Genomic DNA, 24082 nt, shown 5'->3' with positions numbered 1-24082 from the left:
GTGCTCCAATGTCGGTATTTAAAAATCAAGAAACGTACTGGGATAACCTGTTTGATGAAGAGGATGGCCTAAGCGTATTCCCTTACTTTAAAGCAGCTGATAAAGCGTCTTTGGCCTGTACCGGCTATCAGGAAAAATGCATCTGCCGTTCCTTATCTCCAGAAGTATCTCAAAGAATAATGACAATGGCGAATCATTCCGAAATGGCAGCCTATTTGATTTTATTGGCAGGCATTGAATGCTTATTGTATAAATATACGGATCGAACGAGCCTGATTCTGGGCATTCCAACGGTATCGAAGAAAAAAAGCAGCACTTCAGCTGTTAACACCATTGTCCTGCTGAAAAATACGCTTAACAGCCAGAGCACGTTTAAAACCGTATTCGAGCAACTAAAAGAAGCCGTTAATGATTCGCTGAAAAATCAAAACCTGCCGTTCCGAAAAATGGTCCAGCATTTAAACGTGCAATACGACGATGATCGAATGCCATTGATTCATACCGTCGTTTCGCTCAACGAAATTCATTCCTTGCAATTTAAGGAAGACGCTGCAACCGATACGCTGTTTCACTTTGATTTGGAGAACAACGGGATTCATTTGAAGCTTTATTATAACGGCAATCTGTATGATGAGCGCTATATGGACCAAATCGTGTCCCATCTTGATCATTTGTTGTCCGTGATCTTGTTCCAGCCCCAAGCTGCAATCGATACGGCAGAAGTCATACCCGAAGCGGAAAAACATCAAATGTTGTTTGATTTTAATGACACCTACGCAGATTACCCCGGGAGCAGAACTGTATATCAATTGTTTGAAGAGCAAGCGGAAAGAACGCCTGATCATGCAGCCGTCAAGTTCGAAAACAGCCATCTGACGTACAGGGAATTGAATGAAAGAGCCAATCGCTTGGCAAGAACGTTGCGAAACTGCGGGGTTCAAGCCGATACTTTGGTCGCCATTATGGCTGATCGTTCATTAGAAATGATTGTGTCCATCATTGCCATTTGGAAGGCTGGGGGCGCTTATGTGCCCCTGGACCCTGAATATCCAAAAGAGCGGCTTCAATATTTGCTGAATGATGCGAATGCAGACGTACTCGTTGTTCAGCGGCATTTCAAAAACAGCCTCGTCTTTGACGGCCCGACGATCGATCTGAATGATGAAACATCTTACCATACCGATTGCTCATTGTTATCACCAATAGCAGAACACGACCATTTGGCCTATGTTATTTATACCTCGGGCACAACAGGGAAGCCGAAAGGGGTCATGGCTGAACACGGCGGCATTGTGAACTCACTCCAATGGAAGAAAGCGTTTTTCAAGCATTCCGCAGAGGATCGTGTACTTGTGTTGTACCCTTATGTTTTTGATGCGTTCATTTTAAATTTCTTCGGCCCGCTTATCTCGGGTGCAACTTTGTACCTTTTGCCTAACGAAGACAACAAAGATCTTTTCGCGATTCAAAACGTTCTGAGACAGGAAAGGATTACTCATTTCTCGACTTCTCCCCGTCTGTTAAAAGCCATGATCGAACAGATGAACACAGAGGACTTCCTTCATGTTCAACATGTTGTTGTAGGCGGAGAACAACTCGAACCTGATACCGCAGAAAGGCTGTTTTCCCTGCAGCCTCAAATTCGGCTCAATAATGAATACGGTCCGACTGAAAATAGCGTGGTATCTACGTTTCAGCCTGTTCATTCTGCCGATGAACAGATCACGATTGGCAGGCCGGTGGCCAATCACCAAGCCTTTATTTTGGGAGCACACCATCAAGTCCAGCCGATCGGCGTACCGGGAGAGCTGTATGTCGGAGGAGCGGGAGTTGCCCGCGGCTATCTCAACCGGCCTGAATTGACGGAAGAAAAGTTTGTTCGGCATTTGCTTCTCCCTGATCAAAAGATGTATAAAACAGGCGATCTCGCCAGACGGCTGCCAGATGGAAGGATCGAATATTTGGGGCGAATCGACCATCAAGTAAAAATTCGCGGATACCGTATCGAGCTTGGCGAGGTGGAGTCGGCCATGTTCAACCTGGAAGAGGTTCGTGAGGCGGCAGTCGTTGCGAGGAAGGGCGAAGACGGAGCCAAGCAATTGTATGCCTATTATGTCGGAGAGCCTTCTTTAACCGCCGCGCAGTTCAGAGCTATATTGTCCCGTGAACTGCCGGATTATATGATTCCTTCTTACTTTATCCATTTGGAACGCATACCGCTCACTTCCAACGGAAAGATTGATCTGAAAGCTTTGCCTGTTACCGAAGAAAAAGCGCGGACGGAAAACGAATACATAGCCCCGCGAAACTCAATAGAAGAACTGCTGGCGTCCATCTGGCAAGAGGTATTAGGGGCAGAGCGTATAGGAATACTGGATAATTTCTTTGATTTTGGCGGAGATTCGATTAAATCAATTCAGGTTTCTTCCAGATTGTATCAAGCCGGATACAAGATTGATATGAAGCATCTGTTTAAATACCCTGCGATTGCTGAGCTAAGTCCGTTTGTAGAGCCGGTAAGCAGAATGGCTGATCAAGAAGAAGTTAACGGAAGGACAAGCCTGACCCCGATTCAGCATTGGTTTTTTGAACAAAAGATGCCGCATGCTCACCATTATAATCAGGCCGTGATGTTATATTCGGCGCAAGGCTTTAAAGAGGCTCCGCTTCGCCAGACAATGGAACGCATCGCAGCGCATCACGATGCGCTGCGGATGATTTTTGAAGAAACGCCGAACGGATATACTGCTCGGATTGCGGGAACAGAAGAAAGTGAATTGTATCACCTGGAAGTGCTGAATTATAAAGGGGATTCCGATCCGGCTCAAGCGATTGCCGATAAAGCGAATGAGATTCAAAGCAGCATGGAATTAGGCCAAGGGCCTTTGATGAAGCTTGGTTTGTTCCAATGTCCGGACGGAGATCATCTGCTTATCGCGATTCATCACTTGGTGATCGATGGGGTATCCTGGCGAATTTTACTTGAGGATATCGCCAGCGGCTATGAGCAAGCAGAGCGCGGACAAACGGTCCGGCTTCCGCAAAAAACAGACTCGTTTCCATTCTGGGCGGAGCAATTGTCCAAGTATGCGGCAGAAACCGACATGGAGCAGGAGATTGCTTATTGGGCTGAGCTTTCAAGCCTGGAGCTGCAGCCATTGCCTAAGGATAACATCAGTGAAGGTTCATTATTAAGAGACAGCGATGAATTGACGATTCAATGGACAAAAGAAGAAACGGAGCAATTATTGAAACAAGCGAATCGCGCCTACAACACGGACATCAATGATCTGCTGCTGACCTCGTTAGGACTGGCTGTTCACAGGTGGACAGGCATGGAAGAAGTTGTCGTGAATTTGGAAGGCCACGGAAGAGAACCGGTGATTCCGGATGCGGATATCACGCGCACGGTAGGATGGTTTACAAGCCAGTATCCTGTCGTACTGAAGATGGAAGCAGGAAAAGAGCTGCCGCAGCGCATCAAGACCGTGAAAGAAGGGCTGCGCCGTATCCCCGATAAAGGAATGAATTATAGTGTTATCAAATATTTATCCGGACGTCCTGAAGCTGACAGCCTGCAGCTGAATCCGGAAATTTCGTTTAATTACTTGGGCCAGTTTGACCAAGACCTGCAGCATCATGCTTTGCAGGTATCGCCTTATTCCGCAGGGTTATCGATGAATGAAAACCAAGCGAGAACGGCGGTGCTCGATTTGAATGGCATGATCGCAGAGGGGAAATTATCGCTCACACTCAGTTACAGCAGCAAACAATACGAGAGATCGACCATGGCGCATTTTGCCCAAAATTTGAAAGAAAGTCTGCAAGAAGTCATTGCGCATTGCATAAGCCAACAGCAGACATCATTGACGCCAAGCGACATTCTGTTAAAGGATATCACGATAGACGAACTGGAAAAGCTTTTGGAGCAAACGCGTGAATTAGGCGAAGTGGAAAATATCTATCCGTTAACGCCAATGCAGAAAGGCATGCTGTTTCACAGCTTGTTTGATCCAAATTCAGGCGCTTATTTTCAGCAAACGACGTTTGATCTGCATGGAGATTTAGATATCGATTCATTTTCAAAAAGCTTGAATGGCTTATCGCAAAGATACGATATTTTCCGCACGAATTTTTACAGAGGCTGGAAAGACCAGCCGCTGCAAATCATATTGAAAACCAAAAAGATCGGATTTCAATTCATCGATTTACGCGAGATGACTGAAGCGCGAAAAGAAGAGATGATTCAGGAATATGCCAGAGAAGATAAGATTCGGGGATTCGACTTAGAGAAAGACGCGTTAATGCGGTTATTTATTCTTCGTACGGATGAAACGACCTATCGTTTTATATGGAGTTTCCACCATATTTTGATGGACGGTTGGTGTCTGCCGCTTATTACAAAAGAAATATTCGATCATTACTTTGCTTTGCTTCAGCAAAAGCAGCCTGAACAATCGACGATTACTCCGTATAGTCAATATATTGAATGGCTCGACCGGCAAGATGCGGAAGAGGCCAAGCGTTATTGGGATCAATATTTGGAGGGATATGAAGAGCAGACCGGCCTCCCTAAGGACAACCATCTGGCGGAAGATGAACGTTACATTCCGGAGAAAGTGACATGTGAAATAAGCGCCGATCTCACGTTGAAAATGAAGCAGACGGCAAGCAAGCGCCATGTCACGCTGAACACGCTGTTGCAAACGGCATGGGCGGTTTTGCTGCAGAAATACAATCGAAGCCGGGACGTTGTTTTCGGAAGTGTTGTATCCGGAAGACCAGCGGGAATTCCAAACGTAGAAACCATGATCGGCTTATTCATTAACACCATTCCTGTCCGAATCCAATGTGAAGCTGGAACGACTTTTGCCGAGCTCATGAAAGAGGCGCAGGAAAGAGCCGTAGCCTCTCAAAAGTATGAGACGTTTCCGCTGTATGATATTCAAGCACGTACAACGCAAAGGCAAAATTTAATTACACATTTAATGATATTTGAAAATTACCCTGTTGGTCAGTATATGGAAAGCATAGGTCAGCAAAACGGATCAGCCATCACAATCTCCAACGTGCAAATGGAAGAACAGACCAACTATGATTTTAATTTAACCGTTATTCCGGGTGAAGCGATTAACATCTATTTTGAATACAACGCCAAAGTGTATGATCGGGACAGCATGGAGCGGATTCGGGAACATTTCATGCAGATCTTGCATCAAGTCATTACAGATGCGGATATCCAGGTGGATCAAGTGGAATTGTTAACGAAAGGCGAAAAAAGACACCTTCTTCAGACGCTTAACGACACGTCGGCGCCATATCCGCAGACGGCGGTTTATCAACTGTTTGAAGAGCAATCGCAGCGAACGCCCGATCAGTCAGCCGTCATCGATAAGGACAAACAGCTCACGTACCGTCAGCTCAACGAGCGGGCAAACCAACTGGCGCGAACGATAAGAGCGAAGGGCGTGCAAGCTGATCATCCCGTGGCCATCATCAGCAGAAACAGTATCGAATCGGTGGTAGGGATACTTGCCGTTTTAAAAGCAGGCGGAGCCTATGTCCCTATAGATCCAGAATATCCGCAAGACCGTATCCAGTACATGCTGGATGACTCCCAAGCCGGGATCGTTTTGATGCAGCGTGATGTCCGGGAGCAGCTTACCTATAAAGGCGCCACAGTTTTACTGGATGATGAAAGCTCCTATCACGAAGATGCCTCTGACCTTGAACCGCTAAGTGACGCAAATCATTTGGCGTATGTCATTTATACGTCAGGCTCTACAGGCAAGCCCAAAGGCGTATTAATCGAGCACCGAGGCTTGACCAATTACATTTGGTGGGCGAAAGAGGTCTATGTAAAAGGCGAGAAAACCAACTTCCCGTTGTACTCGTCGATCTCCTTTGATCTAACGGTGACTTCTATTTTCACACCGCTGGTCACAGGCAATACGATCATCGTCTATGACGGAGAGGATAAAACAGCTCTGCTTGAATCGATTGTGCAGGACCCGAGGGTGGATATCATTAAATTGACCCCGGCCCATTTGCAGGTTTTGAAAGAAATGAACATTGCCGGTAAAACGGCTGTCCGAAGAATGATTGTGGGCGGGGAAAACTTAAGCACCCGGTTAGCCCGCAGCATTCATGAACAGTTCGAAGGCCGAATTGAAATATGTAATGAGTACGGGCCGACGGAAACCGTTGTCGGCTGCATGATTTACCGTTACGATGACGCAAAGGACAGACGGGAATCGGTACCGATCGGAACCGCTGCGGCAAACACGAGCATTTATGTGCTGGATGAGAATATGAAACCCGCACCGATCGGAGTGCCGGGAGAGATCTATATCAGCGGGGCTGGTGTGGCAAGAGGGTATTTGAACCGCCCCGAATTAACGGCAGAGAAATTTGTCGATGACCCGTTTGAACCCGGAGCTAAGATGTATAAGACCGGCGATTTAGCGAAATGGCTGGCTGACGGAAACATTGAATATGCGGGCAGAATAGATGAACAAGTCAAAATCAGAGGCTATCGTATCGAATTAGGCGAGATCGAGGCGGCACTGCTTCAAGAAGAAACGATCAAGGAAGCTGTCGTTACAGCCAGAGAGGATGTCCACGGGTTTAAACAATTGTGTGCATATTACGTGAGCGGCGGACAAATAACGGCAGCCAGGCTCCGGAAACAATTGTCTCACAGCCTGGCGGGTTATATGGTTCCGGCTTATTTTATCGAGCTTGATGAAATGCCTTTAACTTCTAACGGAAAAATAAACAAAAAAGGGTTGCCGGCTCCGGATTTCGAGCTGCAGGACAGAGCAGAGTATAAAGCTCCCCGAACAAAAACGGAAGAAATATTAGTTTCTGCCTGGGAATCAGTATTAGGCGCTGAAAACGTCAGTATTCTTGATAATTTCTTTGACCTTGGCGGAGATTCCATTAAATCCATTCAAGTATCCTCCAGATTAAATCAGCAAGGATACAAAATGGAAATCAAAGACTTGTTTCAATATGCAACAATTGCAGAATTGAGTCCGCATATCAAGCAGAATCTGCGTATAGCCGATCAAGGTGAGGTCAAAGGAAAAGTCAGCCTGACTCCTATTCAGCATTGGTTCTTTGATCACATAACGGTAGATCAGCATTATTATAATCAAGCCGTCATGCTGCATGCGCCGGAAGGTTTTCAGGAAACGCCGCTTCGTCAGACTCTGCAAAAGCTTGCTGAACATCACGATGCGCTCCGCATGACGTTCCGGACTACGGAAAATGGCTGCGAGGCACAGAATGAAGAAATCGCTCAAAGTGGACTATACTACTTAGAAGTCCTGAATCTGAAAGAAGATTCCGATCCGGGGCGGACAATTGAAGCCAAAGCTGATGAGATACAAAGCAGTATGCGTTTAAGTGATGGGCCGTTAATGAAAGCCGGGTTGTTTCAATGCGCAGATGGAGATCATTTGCTCATTGCCATCCATCATTTGATTGTAGACGGGATTTCATGGCGCATTTTACTGGAAGATATCGTTAGCGGCTACAAGCAAGCCGAGAACGGACAAGTGATTCAACTGCCGCAAAAAACAGACTCTTTCCAATTATGGGCTAAGAGACTTTCAGAATATGCGCAAAGTGAAACCATAAAACAAGAACAGGAATATTGGACAAAGATCGAACAAACCGAAGTAAAACCGCTGCCTAAAGATTTTCATGAAACCCATACGACTGCAAAAGACAGTGAAACGGCAACTGTGGAATGGACTAAAGAAGAAACGGAGCTGTTATTAAAACAAGCGAATCGCGTTTATAACACGGAAATAAACGATTTGCTCTTAACTTCTCTGGGTCTTTCCATATCGCATTGGTCAGGACTGGAACAGATTCCGATTCATTTAGAGGGACACGGCAGAGAACAGATTATACAAGATATAGATATCTCCCGCACGGTCGGGTGGTTTACAAGTCTGTATCCGGTTGTGCTGCACGCGCAGCCGGGCAAAGAAATCTCTGATTATATCAAGACGACCAAAGAAGGATTGCGCCAAATTCCGCATAAAGGGATCGGATATGGAATAGCAAGGTACTTAAGCGGCGGAATGCCATCGAAACTCAATCCTGAGATCAGCTTTAACTATCTGGGACAGTTTGACCAAGATTTACAGCAGCATGGGGTTCAATTATCTTCTTATTCTTGCGGTTCAGACTCAAGCGGAAATCAAGAAAGACCGTATATATTGAATATAAACGGAATGATAACCGAGGGCCGGCTCAAGCTTACGATCAGCTACAGCAGCAAACAATACGCAAAAGAAACGATCATGCAGTTATCGGAAACGGTTCAAAGCCGCCTGCGGACAATCATTACGCATTGCGTTCATAAAGAACAATCGGAACTGACACCAAGCGATATTTTGTTAAAAGGCATGACCATTGACGAATTGGACCAGCTCCTTCTTCAACTGCCGCATGCAGGTGAGATCGAAAACGTGTATCCGCTCACTCCGATGCAGAAGGGGATGCTCTTTCACAGTTTGCTGGATGAGGACTCAAGTTCTTATTTCGAACAAGCATCGTTTGATTTGCAGGGAGAGTTAAAGATCGATAGGTTTACAGCAAGCTTGGAACGTTTATTTGAAAAATATGCCGTGCTCAGAACCCGTTTTTATAGCGGCTGGAACGATATTCCTTTGCAAATTGTCTATAAAACGCAAAAACCACAAATTCATTTAGCAGATTTGCGTGACATGGACAAGATCCGGCGTGAGGATGAAATCCGATCCTACCAAAGAGAAGATAAAGCGAAAGGATTTGACTTGGCTCAAGATCGGCTGATGCGCATAGCGATTTTCCGTATGGAAGATCACAAATATCATATCATTTGGAGCTTCCATCATATTGTCATGGACGGCTGGTGCCTGCCTCTTATGACGAAGGAAGTGTTTGAACATTATATTGCTTTGCAAGAAGGCAGGGAAACAGAACTAGCATATACGGCTCCTTACAGCGACTATATCGAGTGGCTTGAACGGCAAGATCACGCAGCGGCCAAACGGTACTGGAGCGAGTATCTTGAAGGCTACGAAGGTGAAACCCGGCTTCTTCATAAAAGAGCGCAGCATGAACGAAAAGCATATGCGTATGACAATGTGATCTGCCAATTCGGTCAAGAACAGACAAAACAATTACAGCAGATCGCAAACCAGCATCAAGTCACGTTAAATACGTTGATCCAAACGTTGTGGGGAATTTTATTACAAAAATACAGCGGAGCCGCCGACGTTGTCTTTGGCAGTGTCGTGTCAGGAAGGCCGGCGGAAATCCCCGGTGCAGAACAGATGATCGGTCTGTTCATCAATACCATTCCGGTTCGAATTCGCTGCGATGAGGACAGCTCTTTCGTTGAAGCGATGCAAATGGTTCAAGAAAAGGCATTGGCTTCCCAAGCATACGATACCTATCCTTTATACGAAATTCAGGCACAAACGGAACAAAAGCAAAACTTGATTGACCATATTATGATCTTTGAAAACTATCCGATAGGACAACAAGTCGGACAAGCAAGCCATGGTGCTGCGGAATTAAATATCGTGAATTTTCATATGGAAGAACATACCCATTACGATTTTAATGTGGTTGTCATCCCTGGCGAACAACTCGCCGTTCATTTTGGTTTTAACCAAAATGAATATGAACAATCAGAAGTAAAACGCATTCGCGGACATTTTGAGCAGCTAATGAATCAAGTATCCCAGCATCCGTACATCAAAATAGAAGAATTGGAACTTTTGACTCAGCAAGAAAAAGAGCACCAGCTCAACCATTTTCAGTCTAATAAAATGCAATACTCACGTGAACAAACGATTCATCAGCTGTTCGAGGAACAAGCGCACCATACGCCGGACCGTACAGCGGTTGTATTCGAGGGAGAACAGTTAACCTACAGGGAATTGAACCAGCGAGCCAATCAGCTTGCGCGAACCTTGCGAGCTGAAGGCGTCCAAACGGGTCAACTTGTCGGCATTATGGTTGATCGTTCCTTGGAGATGATGACAGGAATCTTAGCAGTTTTAAAAGCGGGCGGAGCTTATTTGCCAATAGACCCGGATTCTCCTTTAGAACGCATCCATTATATCGTACGGAATTCGGACATTAACGTATTGCTTATACGCGGGAAAATCCAAGACAACATTGTCTTTTCCGGAACGTGTATCGATATGCAGGAGGAACATGCCTATCATGAAAAAAATGTCAATCTGGAGCTGCCATGCCATTCCAATCAACTGGCCTATGCCATTTATACTTCCGGCACGACGGGCAAGCCTAAAGGCACGCTGATTGAACATCGCCAGGTGATTCACCTCATCGAAGGGCTGCGTCTCCAAGTTTACTCTGCCTATGATGCGGTTTTAAATGTGGCCATGCTCGCTCCATATTATTTCGATGCTTCGGTTCAGCAAATGTATGCTTCCTTGTTGTTAGGACATACCCTGTTTATCGTTCCTAAAGAGGCGGTATCCGATGGCGCGGCCTTATGGCATTTCTATCGACAGCATCACATTGACGTAACCGACGGAACGCCTGCCCACTTAAAGCTGCTGACAGCTGCAGATGATAGGCAAGGAGTTCCGCTTCGTCATCTTTTAATCGGCGGAGAGGCGCTTCCTAAAACGACGGTAACCAAGTTCATGCACTTATTTGCCGCTCATGGGTCAGCACCTGCGATCACCAATGTATATGGCCCTACCGAAACTTGCGTGGATGCGTCCCTGTTCAACATCGAGGTTTCATCCGATGCTTGGACTCGCAGTCAAATTCACGTTCCTATAGGCAAGCCGCTAGGCAGCAATCGTATGTACATTCTCGACTCCAAGCAGCGACTGCAGCCAGCGGGCGTCCAAGGTGAGTTGTACATCGCAGGGGACGGAGTAGGACGCGGATACTTGAACTTGCCGGAATTGACGAATGAAAAATTCGTTGACGACCCGTTTGTTCCATCAAGCCGGATGTATAGAACCGGCGATCTGGCTCGCCTTCTGCCGGATGGAAATATAGAATTTATCGGGCGGGTCGATCATCAGGTGAAGATTCATGGCTTTAGGATTGAACTCGGTGAAATCGAATCAGTGATGTTGAACGTTCCGGAGATTCAGGAAGCAGTCGTTGCTGCCTTTGAAGATGCTGACGGCGAGCATTATTTATGCGGGTACTATGTGGCGGATGAGCCATTTCCGATCAGCGAACTTCGGGATGGTCTCGCCCGATATTTACCCGGATACATGATTCCGGCTTATTTTGCGCAACTGGATCAGATGCCGCTAACGCCGAATGGAAAATTGAATCGTCAATTATTGCCGAAGCCGGACGGAAAGCGATACGGGGACACGGAATACGCGCCGCCGCGAACTGCGACGGAAATACAGCTAACGCAAATATGGCAGGATGTTCTCGGATTAGAGCAGGTGGGAATTCGAGATAACTTTTTCGATGCCGGAGGACACTCCCTGCGAGCGACGACGCTCATTGCAAAGATTCAAAAGCAATTGCATGTTCAAATCCCTTTGCGAAACGTTTTCCAGTTCCCAACTATTGAACAGCTCGCACAGTCGATCACGATGATGGAGCAAACCGGATATGCTTCGATTCCTGCAATCGAAAAGAGACAATATTATCCGGTATCCTCTGCACAAAAAAGATTGTATATTCTCAACCATTTGGAAGGCGGAGAGCTCAGTTACAACATGCTGGGAATGATGGCTTTCAAAGGGAAGCTGGATAGAGATAAATTACAGCAGTCCTTTGCTCAACTGATTCAGCGCCATGAATCTTTGCGCACCGGCTTTAAAATGGTTGACGGAGAACCTGTTCAATACGTCTTGGATCACGTTGAATTTGCAGTAGAGACGTATCAGGCCAGTGAAGATGAAACGGACCTTTGTATCCGTCAATTTGTTCGTGCATTTCAACTGGATGAGCCTCCGCTGCTTCGCGTTGGGGTGATTGAGCTTCAACCTGATCAAGGAATCCTGCTGTTTGATATGCATCATATTATCTCTGACGGGACATCCATGAGCGTCCTGATCAAAGAATTTGTAAGAACGTATGAAAGAGAGGCATTACCGCCCCTGCGTATCCAGTACAAAGACTACGCAGTGTGGCAAACCGGAGAAGCGCGAGTAAAGCAGATACAAAAGCAAGAAGCCTATTGGGTGGAGCTGTACAGCGGCGATATCCCCATCCTTCATCTGCCAACCGATTATATACGGCCTTCCGCAAGAGATTTTTCGGGGGCTGCAATGCACTTTGTGATTGATGAACAAAGAAGCGCGCGGTTAAAACAACTGGCACTCGGCACAGAATCGACTTTATATATGGTGCTTCTTGCGTCCTATACCTTATTGTTGTCCAAATACAGCGGCCAGGAAGACATTATTGTCGGCAGCCCTATAGCGGGGAGGCCTCACGCAGATTTAGATTCTATCATTGGCATGTTTGTCAATACACTGGCGATGCGTAATTACCCCGCTAAAGAAAAGACATTTTCTCAATATCTCGCCGAAGTGAAGGAGAATGCATTAAAAGCATACGAGCATCAAGATTATCCATTTGAAGCGCTGGTCGATCAATTGAGCATCACCAGAGATTTAAGCCGCAATCCGTTGTTCGACACCATGTTTGTGCTGCAGAATACGGAGCAGGAACAATTAGTGATGAATGACTTGACATTTGAACCTTATCCCAGCGAACATACGATGGCTAAATTCGACTTAACCTTAACGGCTGTAGAAGAAGAGACACGCATTCATTGCACGATGGAATACCTGACGACACTGTTCAAACCGGAAACGATCGAACGCATGATGAAGCATTTTATGCAGCTGATCGATGCGATTATCGAACATCCTGAAGCCAAGCTGGCTTCTTTGGATATGATGACACCGCAAGAGAAAACGGATATTTGGAAACTCTTTAACGATACCGCGGTGAACGATCAACGGGGGACAACAATTCATCAACGATTTGAACAGCAGGCTGAGCGCACTCCTGACCATGTCGCCGTTTCGTTTGAAGGTCAGACCTGGACCTATCGTCAGTTGAATGAACGCTCCAACCAGCTGGCACGCGTCCTTTTGAATAAAGGAGCAGGCGCTGATCAAGTGGTTGCCGTTCTCACGGAACGATCCGCAAATATGATTATTGGGATTTTAGCAATAGTAAAGGCCGGCGGGGCGTTTCTTCCAATAGATCCGGAGCTTCCTGATGAACGACGTGCGTTTTTAATGAAAGACACGGGCGCCAGGTTGCTTTTAACTTGTGCCGATCATACCGTACCGCCTTCTTTTGAAGGTGCTGTGGTCCTGCTTGACGATCCGGCGGTATATCAAGGCGATGCAAGCAATCTCAATCTTTCTTATGAGGAAAATCATTTATTGTACGTCATCTACACATCAGGTACAACAGGAAAGCCTAAAGGAGTTCAATTAGAGCATAAAACCATGTTGAATCTGCTCGCTTATGAGCGGGAACATACGCAGCTGCGTTTTGACAGGGTGCTGCAATTTGCCGCGATGAGCTTCGATGTTTGCTATCAAGAGATTTTCTCCGCGATCTTAAGCGGCGGGACACTTTATATCATTGACAATGAGGCAAAACGGGACATTCGTCTGCTCAACGATTTTGTCAAGACATACAGGATACAAACGGCGTTTCTTCCAACTGCGTTCCTTAAGCTCCTTGCATCGGAGAAACAATATTTCGAACCGTTTGCTGAATGCGTGGATCATATTATCGCTGCGGGAGAACAGCTCATCGTAACGAGTATGCTGCGAGAAATGCTGGTGCGCCACCATGTCACGCTGCATAATCATTACGGTCCATCAGAAACGCATGTCGTGACCATGTATACCGTGGATCCGGAAATTCATCAAGAGCTTCAGCCTATCGGCAAACCGATTTCGAATACGGAAATTTTAATTTTGAATGAAGCCGGAATGCTTCAGCCTGTCGGTATCGTCGGTGAGCTTTGTATTTCCGGGATCAGCTTGGCAAGAGGTTATCATAACCGGGAATCTTTGACGCTCGAAAAATTTGTTCGGCATCCCTATGATACGAATCAACGGATGTATAAAACAGGCGATCTTGCCCGTTACCTGCCCGATGGAAACATCGAATATGCCGGAAGAATGGACCATCAAGTCAAAATCCGCGGATACCGGATCGAACTTGGCGAGGTTGAAGCCGCTCTTCTCAACATCGAGCATGTACAGGAAGCGGTTGTCCTGGCCAGAGAAAATGCAGAGGGGCAAAGCGATTTGTATGCCTATTTTGCAGCGGAGCAATCATTGCCGATCAGTCAGCTTAAAGAAAAGCTCTCCAATCAAATACCGGGCTACATGGTTCCTTCATACCTGATGCAGCTGGAGCAAATGCCGATAACCTCCAATGGAAAAGTGAATCTCAGCGCATTGCCGCTGCCAGAAGCAAGCTTACAAACCGGGATCGACTACGTTGCTCCAAGGACGAGACCGGAAGAGCAGTTAGCCCGCATCTGGAAAGAAGTATTAAAGTTAGAGCAAGTAGGCGTGAAAGAAAACTTTTTCGATCTCGGCGGACATTCGTTACGGGGGATGACGCTCGTTGCCAAAATCCATAAGCAATTCAACAAAAGCATTTCATTGAGAGAAGTGTTTCGATACCCGACGATTGAAGAAATGGCGAAGGTCATTGCAGGCGCGGAAACCTGCGGACCGGATGATATCCCTGCTGCAGAAGTCAAAGATGTTTATCCTGTATCTTCCGTACAAAAGATGGTTTATCTGTCTACGCAAATTGAAGGCGGAGAACTAAGTTACAACATGCCGGGGATTTTGACATTGGAAGGCAGGATCGACATGGATCGTTTACAATCTGCGTTCCACAGACTGATTCAGCGCCATGAATCGCTTCGAACCGGATTTGAAATGATTCGAGGTGAACTGATGCAGGTGATCAAGCCTCAGGCGGAGTTCTCTATAGAAAGGTACAAGGCAGCGGATGAGGAGATCGAGGAGCTGTTCCGCAATTTCGTGCGAACATTCGATCTTAGCCAGGCTCCATTGCTTCGAGCCGGACTCATTGAATTAGAACAGGACAGGCATGTTTTCATGTTTGACATGCACCATATCGTTACGGACGGCGCTTCTATGAATATCTTTGTTGAAGAACTGATTCAATTGTATGACGGCAAAGAATTAGCCCCGCTCCGGATTCAGTACAAAGACTTCACTGTATGGCAGCAGCAGACAGAGCAGAGGGAACGCATCAAGAGGCAGGAGGACTATTGGTTGGGTGTCTTTCACGAGAATCTTCCGCCATTTGAGCTGCCGAAAGATTTTGCCAGACCTCGGGTTCGAAGCTTTGTAGGGAAGCGGCACAATTTTGTTCTCGACGAGACTGTGGTCCAAGGTATAAAACAGATGGAAGAATTGACCGGATCGACTGCTTATATGATCTTGCTGTCCACCTATAGCATTCTGCTGGCCAAATACAGCGGTCAAGAAGATATCGTCGTCGGTACGCCTATTGCCGGAAGAATGCATGAAGATTTACAGCATATCATCGGGATGTTTGTGAATACGCTGGCCATCCGTACGGCTCCGGCTGGAGAAAAGACCTTTATGGATTATGTAACGGAAACAAAAGAAACGATGCTGAAAGCTTATGAAAATCAAGAGTATCCTTTTGAAGAATTAGTTGAGAAGCTGGGAGTGAAACGTGATTTAAGCCGCAATCCGTTATTCGATACGATGTTCGTGCTGCAAAATACGGAACAAACGGATATTGAAGTGGAATCTCTCGCTGTCAGACCTTATGAACAAACGAATACGGTGGCCAAATTTGATTTGCAGCTGACCTTTGAGATGAACCCGCACGAGATTCAGGGCAGCTTTGATTACTGTACGAAGCTATTTAAAAAGAAAACCATCGCTACCTTGGCCAAAGATTACAACATGATTCTGTCGGAGGTTATAAAAGACCCATCGATTCCTTTAAAAGAAATTCAATTAAGTGAGAAAGTAAACAAAAGTGAACAATACGCAAGCGAAATCGAATTGAATTTCTAAAAACGGCCGGTAATGGCTGTCCCCGGCATGATGTTTTTGCGGGGACAGCCGCCAGCCGGCTTAAATTTACTGGAGGGATATTAATGTCAGAATTTAAACAACAGGAATTATTCTGGAGCAGCATGTTCAATGCGGAAGATCGTCCCAGTGCAGTCCCTTCGTTTCAAATGTCGAGCTCAACTTTAGAGCACGATGCATCGAGTGCCCCTAACTGTATTCACAGGTCATTATGCTCCGATGTATCCATGCGTATCATGACTATGACGAATAAATCGCCAATGGCCGTTTATATGGTTCTCTTGGTTGGAATCGAATGCCTTTTGTACAAATATACGGGGGAAGAGGGCATTGTTTTAGGTGTTCCAACCTTTGAAGACGAAACCAATGAGGACCTTCGCTTAGATCAAGTCATGTTAATCAAGCAAAACATAAAGGCGGACAGCACGTTTAAATCCATATTTAATGAATTCAAACATACGCTGAACGGAGCTATCTTAAATCAGCACGTGCCCTTTGATAAAATGGCTGGTCCATTGAGCCTGAATTACGATTCGAATCATTTGCCAATGATTCCTACGATCGTATCATTAGATCAAATTCACCCCGCTCGTTTCAAAGAAACAGTTGCTTCGGATACTTTATTTCAATTTGACATGGGGGATGACTCTATTCATGTAAAGGTAACTTATAATGAGGATGCTTATGATCGTCAATATATGATGCAAGTGATCGAACATTTAAATCGGATTTTTTCGATCATGTTATTTCAACCCGACCTTACGATCCGCCAGCTTACTATTCTGTCAGATTCAGAAACAAATAAATTCATCACCTATAATCAAACGGCTGCCGAGTATCCAAGAGAAAAAACGATTCATCAATTGTTTGAAGAACAAGCGGAACGTACGCCGGATCAAACGGCTGTTGTATACGAGGATAGCCAACTGACGTACCGGGAACTGAATGAAAAGGCGAATCGACTCGCTCGGACGTTGCAATCAGAAGGCGTAAAGCCGGATCAGCCGGTTGGGATTATGGCCGAACGCTCCCTGAATATGATTGTAGGGATCTTCGCGATCTTGAAAGCCGGCGGAGCGTATGTGCCGATTGACCCAAGCTATCCGGAGGAACGGATTCGATACATATTGGAGGATTCGGATACGAAGTTGTTATTAGTGCAGAATCATTTGCGAGAGAGAGTACCTTTTACGGGGAAAGTGCTGGATATGAAAGATCCGCAAAACTTTTGTGAAGACGGTTCGAATGCAGAGCCGGCTGCCGGCCCGAATCATTTGGCCTATGTTATTTATACATCAGGGTCAACGGGCAAGCCGAAAGGTGTAATGGTAGAGCATCGATCAGTGATCAATCGGCTGGTGTGGATGCAGGAAAAGTATCCTCTGAATGAGCGGGATGTGATTCTGCAAAAAACTGCGATCACCTTTGATGTTTCGGTGTGGGAACTGTTCTGGTGGTCGATGGCAGGTTCTAAGCTGGTGCTGCTGCCAAGCGGAGGAGAAAAGAACCCCGAGTTGATTTTGGATACGATTGCAAAAAAAGGTGTCAGCACAATGCATTTTGTACCGGCGATGCTGCATGCCTTTCTGGAATCCATGGATCAGAAGCCAAGCGAGATGTTGAAACAAAAGTTAGCGTCATTAAGACATGTGTTTGCAAGCGGCGAGGCTTTGAAGCCTGTACATGTGGCAGGCTTCAAACGCATCATCACGTCGGTGAGCCAGGCTCAAATCATCAACTTGTACGGACCGACTGAGGCAACAATCGATGTGTCATACTTTGAATGCCAGACTGAAGAAAAGTATGCATCGATTCCGATAGGCAAACCGATTTCCAATATTCAATTGTATATATTACATGCCGATTTGGAACATATGCAGCCGACCGGTGTGGCAGGAGAACTGTGCATTGCGGGCGATGGGCTTGCAAGGGGCTACTTGAAACGTCCGGAGCTTACGGCGGAGAAGTTTGTAGATCACCCGTTTGCAGCAGGGAAGCGGATGTACCGGACGGGAGACTTAGCAAGATGGCTGCCGGACGGCAATATCGAGTATTTGGGCCGAATCGATCATCAGGTGAAAATCCGCGGGTACCGTATTGAAATCGGAGAAGTCGAAGCCGCTTTTTTTCATATACCGGCGATCCAAGAAGCCATCGTTATTGCACAAGAAATCGATGGGGAAACATCCTTGTGCGCCTATTATACCGCACAGCATGCTTTAACTGCAGGCCAGCTCCGTGAACAGCTGTCCCGGCAGCTTCCATCCTATATGATACCTGCTTATTTCGTTCAGTTGGAAGAGATGCCGCTTACTTTCAACGGGAAAATAGATCGTCAGGCGCTCCCTTCTCCAAGAGAGAATCTTACAGGTATGAACTATGAGCCTCCACGCACAGAACTGGAAAAAATACTGGCCGCAGTGTGGGAGTCGGTATTAGGCTTAGAACGGGTCGGAGTCTCAGATCATTTCTTCGAATTAGGGGGGGATTCGATTAAGTCGATTCAAGTGACTTCAAACTTATACCAAGCTGGATATAAGCTTGAAATCAAACACTTGTTTAAGTACCCAACGATCTCAGAGCTTGTTCCTTACGTAGAGTCGATAACCCGAATCGCAGAACAAGGAGAAATCAAAGGACAGGCGCTGCTGACACCGATTCAGCATTGGTTTTTTGCCCAGCAATACCCCGAATTACACCATTATAATCAAGCGGTTATGCTTTATTGGAAAGAGGGACTGGATGAATCGAAGCTTCGGGAAGTCATGAAGAAGATTACAGAGCATCATGATGCTTTGCGCATGGTCTATGTTCCGACAGAACATGGATACGAAGCTCGAAATCGGGGGATTGATGAAGGCGATCTGTTCAGCCTCGAAGTCATTTCTTTATTTAAAGAAAACAATGTTTCCCAAGCGATAGAAACGGTATCCAATGAAATTCAGCAATCCATTCATCTAGCCGAAGGCCCGCTTGTGAAACTCGGATTGTTTCAGTGCCAAGAGGGGGATCATTTGCTGATTGCGATCCATCATTTGGTCATCGATGGCGTTTCATGGAGAATTTTAATCGAGGATATTGCTGCTGCTTATGAGCAGCTTCAAAACGGAGAAGCGATCCGGCTTCCGAAGAAAACGGACTCCTACCAGTTATGGGCCGAACAGTTGAAACGTTATGCAGGAAGCCCTGAATTTAAAAAGAAAAATCAATACTGGTTCGGGCGTGAAGATACCCCAGTACATGCATTGCCAAAGGATAACGAGCACGAGATCAGTCTGGCCGAAGACCGGGAAACGTTCATCGTCCAATGGACGGTCGAGGATACCGAGCGTTTATTAAAAAAATCAAACAGAGCGTATACGACTGAAATTAACGATTTATTGCTGACCGGACTTGGTATCGCTATACATCGCTGGACTGGATATGAAGACATTCTCATTCATCTCGAAGGACATGGCAGAGAGTCTATTATTCCAGATCTCGATATTTCACGTACAGTTGGCTGGTTCACAAGCCAATACCCGGTTTCGCTTCAAATCAAGGAAGGCCAGGATATCTCACAGCGAATTAAGACGGTGAAAGAAACTTTGCGGCAGATTCCTCAAAAAGGAATAGGTTATGGCCTGATCAAGTATTTATCAGATCACCTGAAGACTCCCGAATGCATCGAACATCTGGAAATCAGTTTCAATTATCTGGGTCAATTTGATCAAGATATCCGAAATGGGGGAATCGAGGTATCTCCTTACTCCAGCGGGAAAATAACCAGCGACAAACACCCTATAACCTATACACTTGATATCAACGGCATGATTTCAAACGGCCAATTGTCGCTGGCAATCAGCTACTCCGGAAAACAGTATCGAAGAGAAACAATTGAAACATGCGCAGATCTCTTAAAAAGCAGTTTGCAGCAAGTCATTGAACATTGTGCAGCTCAGGAACAAATTCAGCTGACGCCAAGCGATATGTCGCTAAAAGAAATGACAATCGACGAATTAGATCGATTTGTACAGCTAACACAGCATCTTGGCGAAATTGAAAATATATACCCTTTAACCCCTATGCAGAAGGGAATGCTGTTCCATAGCTTGATCGATTCGGCTTCCGGAGCTTATTTTGAACAAGCCGCTTTTGACTTGAAAGGCCTCTTGGATATCGATGCGTTTAAACTGAGTTTGGCACAACTGGCCGAAAAGTACGACATTCTTCGAACTCATTTTTACACCGAATGGAAAGAACAGCCGCTGCAGATCGTATTTCGGTCCAAAGGGATCGAAACGGTCGTTGAAGATATTCGCAGCATGAACAGTTATCAACGCAGCGAGTTCATTGCAGATTTTGCACAAAAAGATAAGGCGCGAGGGTTCGATCTTACCCGAGATACGTTAATGCGTGTATCGATCCTTCGAACAGAGGACGATCAAGCGCGATTGATATGGAGCTTTCATCATATTTTAATGGATGGCTGGTGTTTGCCTCTTATTACGAAAGAAGTGTTTGAAACCTATTATGCGATTATTGAGCAGAGGCAGCCGAAGCGAGGAGCGGTTACTCCGTACAGCCGATATATTGAATGGCTGGATGAACAAGATCAGAAGAAAGCAGCAGCCTATTGGCGGAATTATCTGGACGGCTACGAAGGGCAAACCGCTTTGCTGAAAGAACAAATTTCCAATCAGGCCAAAGGATATCAAAAACAGATGCTTGCGCGCCGTCTCGGAAAGGAGCTCACAGAGGACATCAAACGGGTTGCAAGCCAGCATCACGTCACCGTCAATACATTGATGCAAACCGCTTGGGGCTTATTGCTGCAAAGGTATAACGGCAGTCAGGATGTTGTTTTCGGCACGGTCGTATCGGGCCGACCGGCAGAAATTCCGGGTATTGAGACGATGGTCGGTTTATTTATCAATACCATTCCCGTACGTATTTATACTCAGCCTGAAATGACAGTTGAACAAGCATTGAAAACGAATCAGGAGCGAGCGCTGGCTTCTCAGACATACGACACATTTCCCTTGTATGAAATTCAGGCTCAAACTGAGCAAAAACAGCAGTTAATCAATCATATTATGGTATTTGAGAATTACCCTGTTGAGAAACAAATGGAGCATATGAAGCAGGATCACACTGCATTAGACATTATCGATTTTCATATGGAAGAACATACCCATTACGATTTTACTTTCATTGTGATACCGGCTGAGGAAATTGAAATTCATTTTGTGTACAATGGATACGTTTATGATCAAGCAAGTGTCGAGCGGATGCAGGCGCATTTCATGCAAATCATTAAGCAAATGGCGGACGATCAGGAAACTCGCGTCCAAGAACTGGATATATTAACAGCGGATGAACGATCGCTCCTGATAGACAAGTTTAACGATACGGCGGCCGAGTATCCAAAGGAAAAGACGATTCATCAATTGTTTGAGGAACAAGCGGAGCGAACGCCGGAGCAAGTGGCAATTGTTTTTGAGAATAAGAAGCTGACGTATCGCGCATTAAATGAACGCGCCAATCAGCTGGCCCGAACCTTGGTCGCCAAAGGACTTCAGGCTGAGCAGCTTGTCGGCATTATGGCGGAACGTTCGCTGGAAATGATGGTCGGGATCTATGCAATCCTGAAAGCGGGCGGCGCCTACGTGCCGATCGACCCGGATTACCCAGAGGAGCGCATCCGCTACATCTTGGAAGATTCAGGAGCAAAATTACTGCTTACACAGCGTCACCTGAAGAAACCGGCTGCTTTTGCGGGTACAGTCGTTGACCTCGATGATACTTCTGTTTACGATGAGGACGGTTCGAACTTAGAGCCGCTGGCCGGTGCGGACGATATGGCCTATGTCATCTATACCTCGGGATCGACCGGCAAACCAAAGGGGGTTATGGTGGAACACCGGCCGGTTATAAATCGGCTGATGTGGATGCAAGAGACTTACCCGATCGACAGCTGCGATACAATTTTGCAAAAGACAGCGATCACCTTCGATGTATCAGTGTGGGAGCTGTTCTGGTGGGCTTTGGCTGGTGCAAAGATGTGTCTGCTGCCGCCCGGCGGTGAGAAAAACCCTGAAATGATTTGGAACACGATTGAAGAGCAAGGAATCACGACGATGCATTTCGTCCCGGCTATGCTGCATGCCTTTCTGGAGTATGCGGAAGGACAACCGGCGCGGAGACAAATGAAGCTTTGTACGCTGAGGCAGGTGTTTGCGAGCGGCGAGGCGTTGACACCGGCACATGCAGCAAGGTTCCACCGCTTTATCACGCCTGTTAACGGTGCCCGGCTGATTAACCTGTACGGCCCCACAGAAGCAACAGTGGATGTGTCGTACTTCAACTGCGAAGCGGACCAAGCGTTTGCATCTGTGCCTATCGGCAAACCGATCTCAAATATACAGCTGTACATGATGGCTTCGGGCTCGATACAGCTGCAGCCTGTCGGGGTACCGGGAGAGCTGTGTATCGCAGGAGACGGACTGGCGCGGGGCTACCTAAACCGCCCCGAACTGACGGCGGAGAAGTTTGTGGACCATCCATTCGAAGCTGGCAAGCGGATGTATCGGACAGGAGACTTAGCGAGATGGCTGCCGGACGGGAACATCGAATATTTGGGAAGAATTGATCATCAGGTGAAAATCCGCGGCTACCGCATCGAACTCGGAGAGGTAGAAGCCGCTTTATTGCAAGTGGACTCCGTCAAAGAAGCGGTTGTCATCGCGATCGAAGAAGAGGGCTCCAAACAGATGTGCGCTTATTTAGCAGGAGACGAATCATTAAAAACGCTGCAGCTTAAACAGCAATTGCTGCACAAACTGCCTGCGTATATGATTCCAGCCTATTTTGTGCAGGTAGAGAAGATGCCATTATCAGCTAATGGTAAAATCGATCGAAGAGCTTTGCCTGCTCCTGACGGAAATATGCCGACCGGAACCGAATACGCGGCACCCGGAACGTTGATTGAAAAGCAGTTGGCCGACATATGGAAGGAAGTTTTGGCTCATTCTGAGTTAGGGATTAAAGACAACTTTTTTGACGTTGGCGGCCATTCGCTCAAAGTATTGCAATTAATTCATCAAATTAACGCGGTCATGGGCATCAAAATGCATTATCACGCCGTTTACGATTTCCCTACAATCGAAACAATGGCACGCGCCATTCAAGCCGCGGCCTCAGAGCCCAAAACGGACAGCTTATTCGTCAAGATGAATCAGAATGGTTCGATCCCTGTGTTCTGTTTCCCGCCTTTAATTGGGTATGGGCTGGTTTATAATGAAATGGCGAAAAGACTTGATGGAGACTGCGTCGTCTATGCTGCTGATTTTTTAGAAGAGCCGTCTTATGAGAAACCGATGATCGACCGGTATGTAGAAAGCATAATAAGCATCCAAGAACAAGGGCCTTATGTGTTGCTTGGTTATTCTTCAGGATCGAATTTGGCTTTTGAGGTGGCCCAAGCCATGGAGCAGCGGGGATGCGCCGTATCCGATGTGATTATGCTGGATTCTAAAATAACCACTTCGGTGACTCATTTATCGGAAGAGGAAATCGAAGAGATCATTCATCTGAATCTGGATATCATTCCGGATTATTACAGAGAATTATTAACCATTCCTTCGATTAAGGATAAAATCAGAGGGTATCTTGCGTACCATAATCAGCTGATCAATTCCGGTGCCGTCAACGCCAGCATTCATCATTTGTTATGCGACGATTTGATCGAAAGAGGATGGACACAAGCAACTGCAAACAATTACCTGGAATACAAATTAAAAGGAGAACATGTGACAATCTTTGAACCTCAAAATATCGAAGAAAATGTGAATACGATTCAATCTATTGTCAAAAGGATTGAAGAACGGCATCATGACGGACTTGTTCTTCATGAACAGCTGACATCGGGATCATTTGCGGGAGACAAAACGTTTGACAAAATGTAAATGATCCAGTGCAAAATG

The 24082-nt window shown here is 46.1% G+C and carries 2 protein-coding genes; both read left to right on the top strand.

What is annotated here, in order from left to right; all coding sequences use genetic code 11:
- Positions 1–8: 8 nt before the first annotated feature.
- Positions 9–16100, top strand: a complete 16092-nt coding sequence (locus KY305_RS16330) for a non-ribosomal peptide synthase/polyketide synthase (RefSeq protein ID WP_223063434.1) — start codon at positions 9–11, stop codon at positions 16098–16100.
- 83 nt (positions 16101–16183) lie between these two features.
- The gene (locus KY305_RS16325; RefSeq protein ID WP_223063433.1) at positions 16184–24064 is read left to right on the top strand and encodes a non-ribosomal peptide synthetase; all 7881 of its coding nucleotides are present in this window, start codon (positions 16184–16186) and stop codon (positions 24062–24064) included.
- Positions 24065–24082 lie beyond the last annotated feature (18 nt).

The sequence above is a fragment of the Bacillus sp. YC2 genome (genome assembly GCF_019891195.1).
GTDB lineage: Bacteria > Bacillota > Bacilli > Bacillales > Bacillaceae > Bacillus.
The sequence above is the reverse complement of the archived record's forward strand: the minus strand, read 5'-3'. Positions and strand labels throughout refer to the sequence as shown.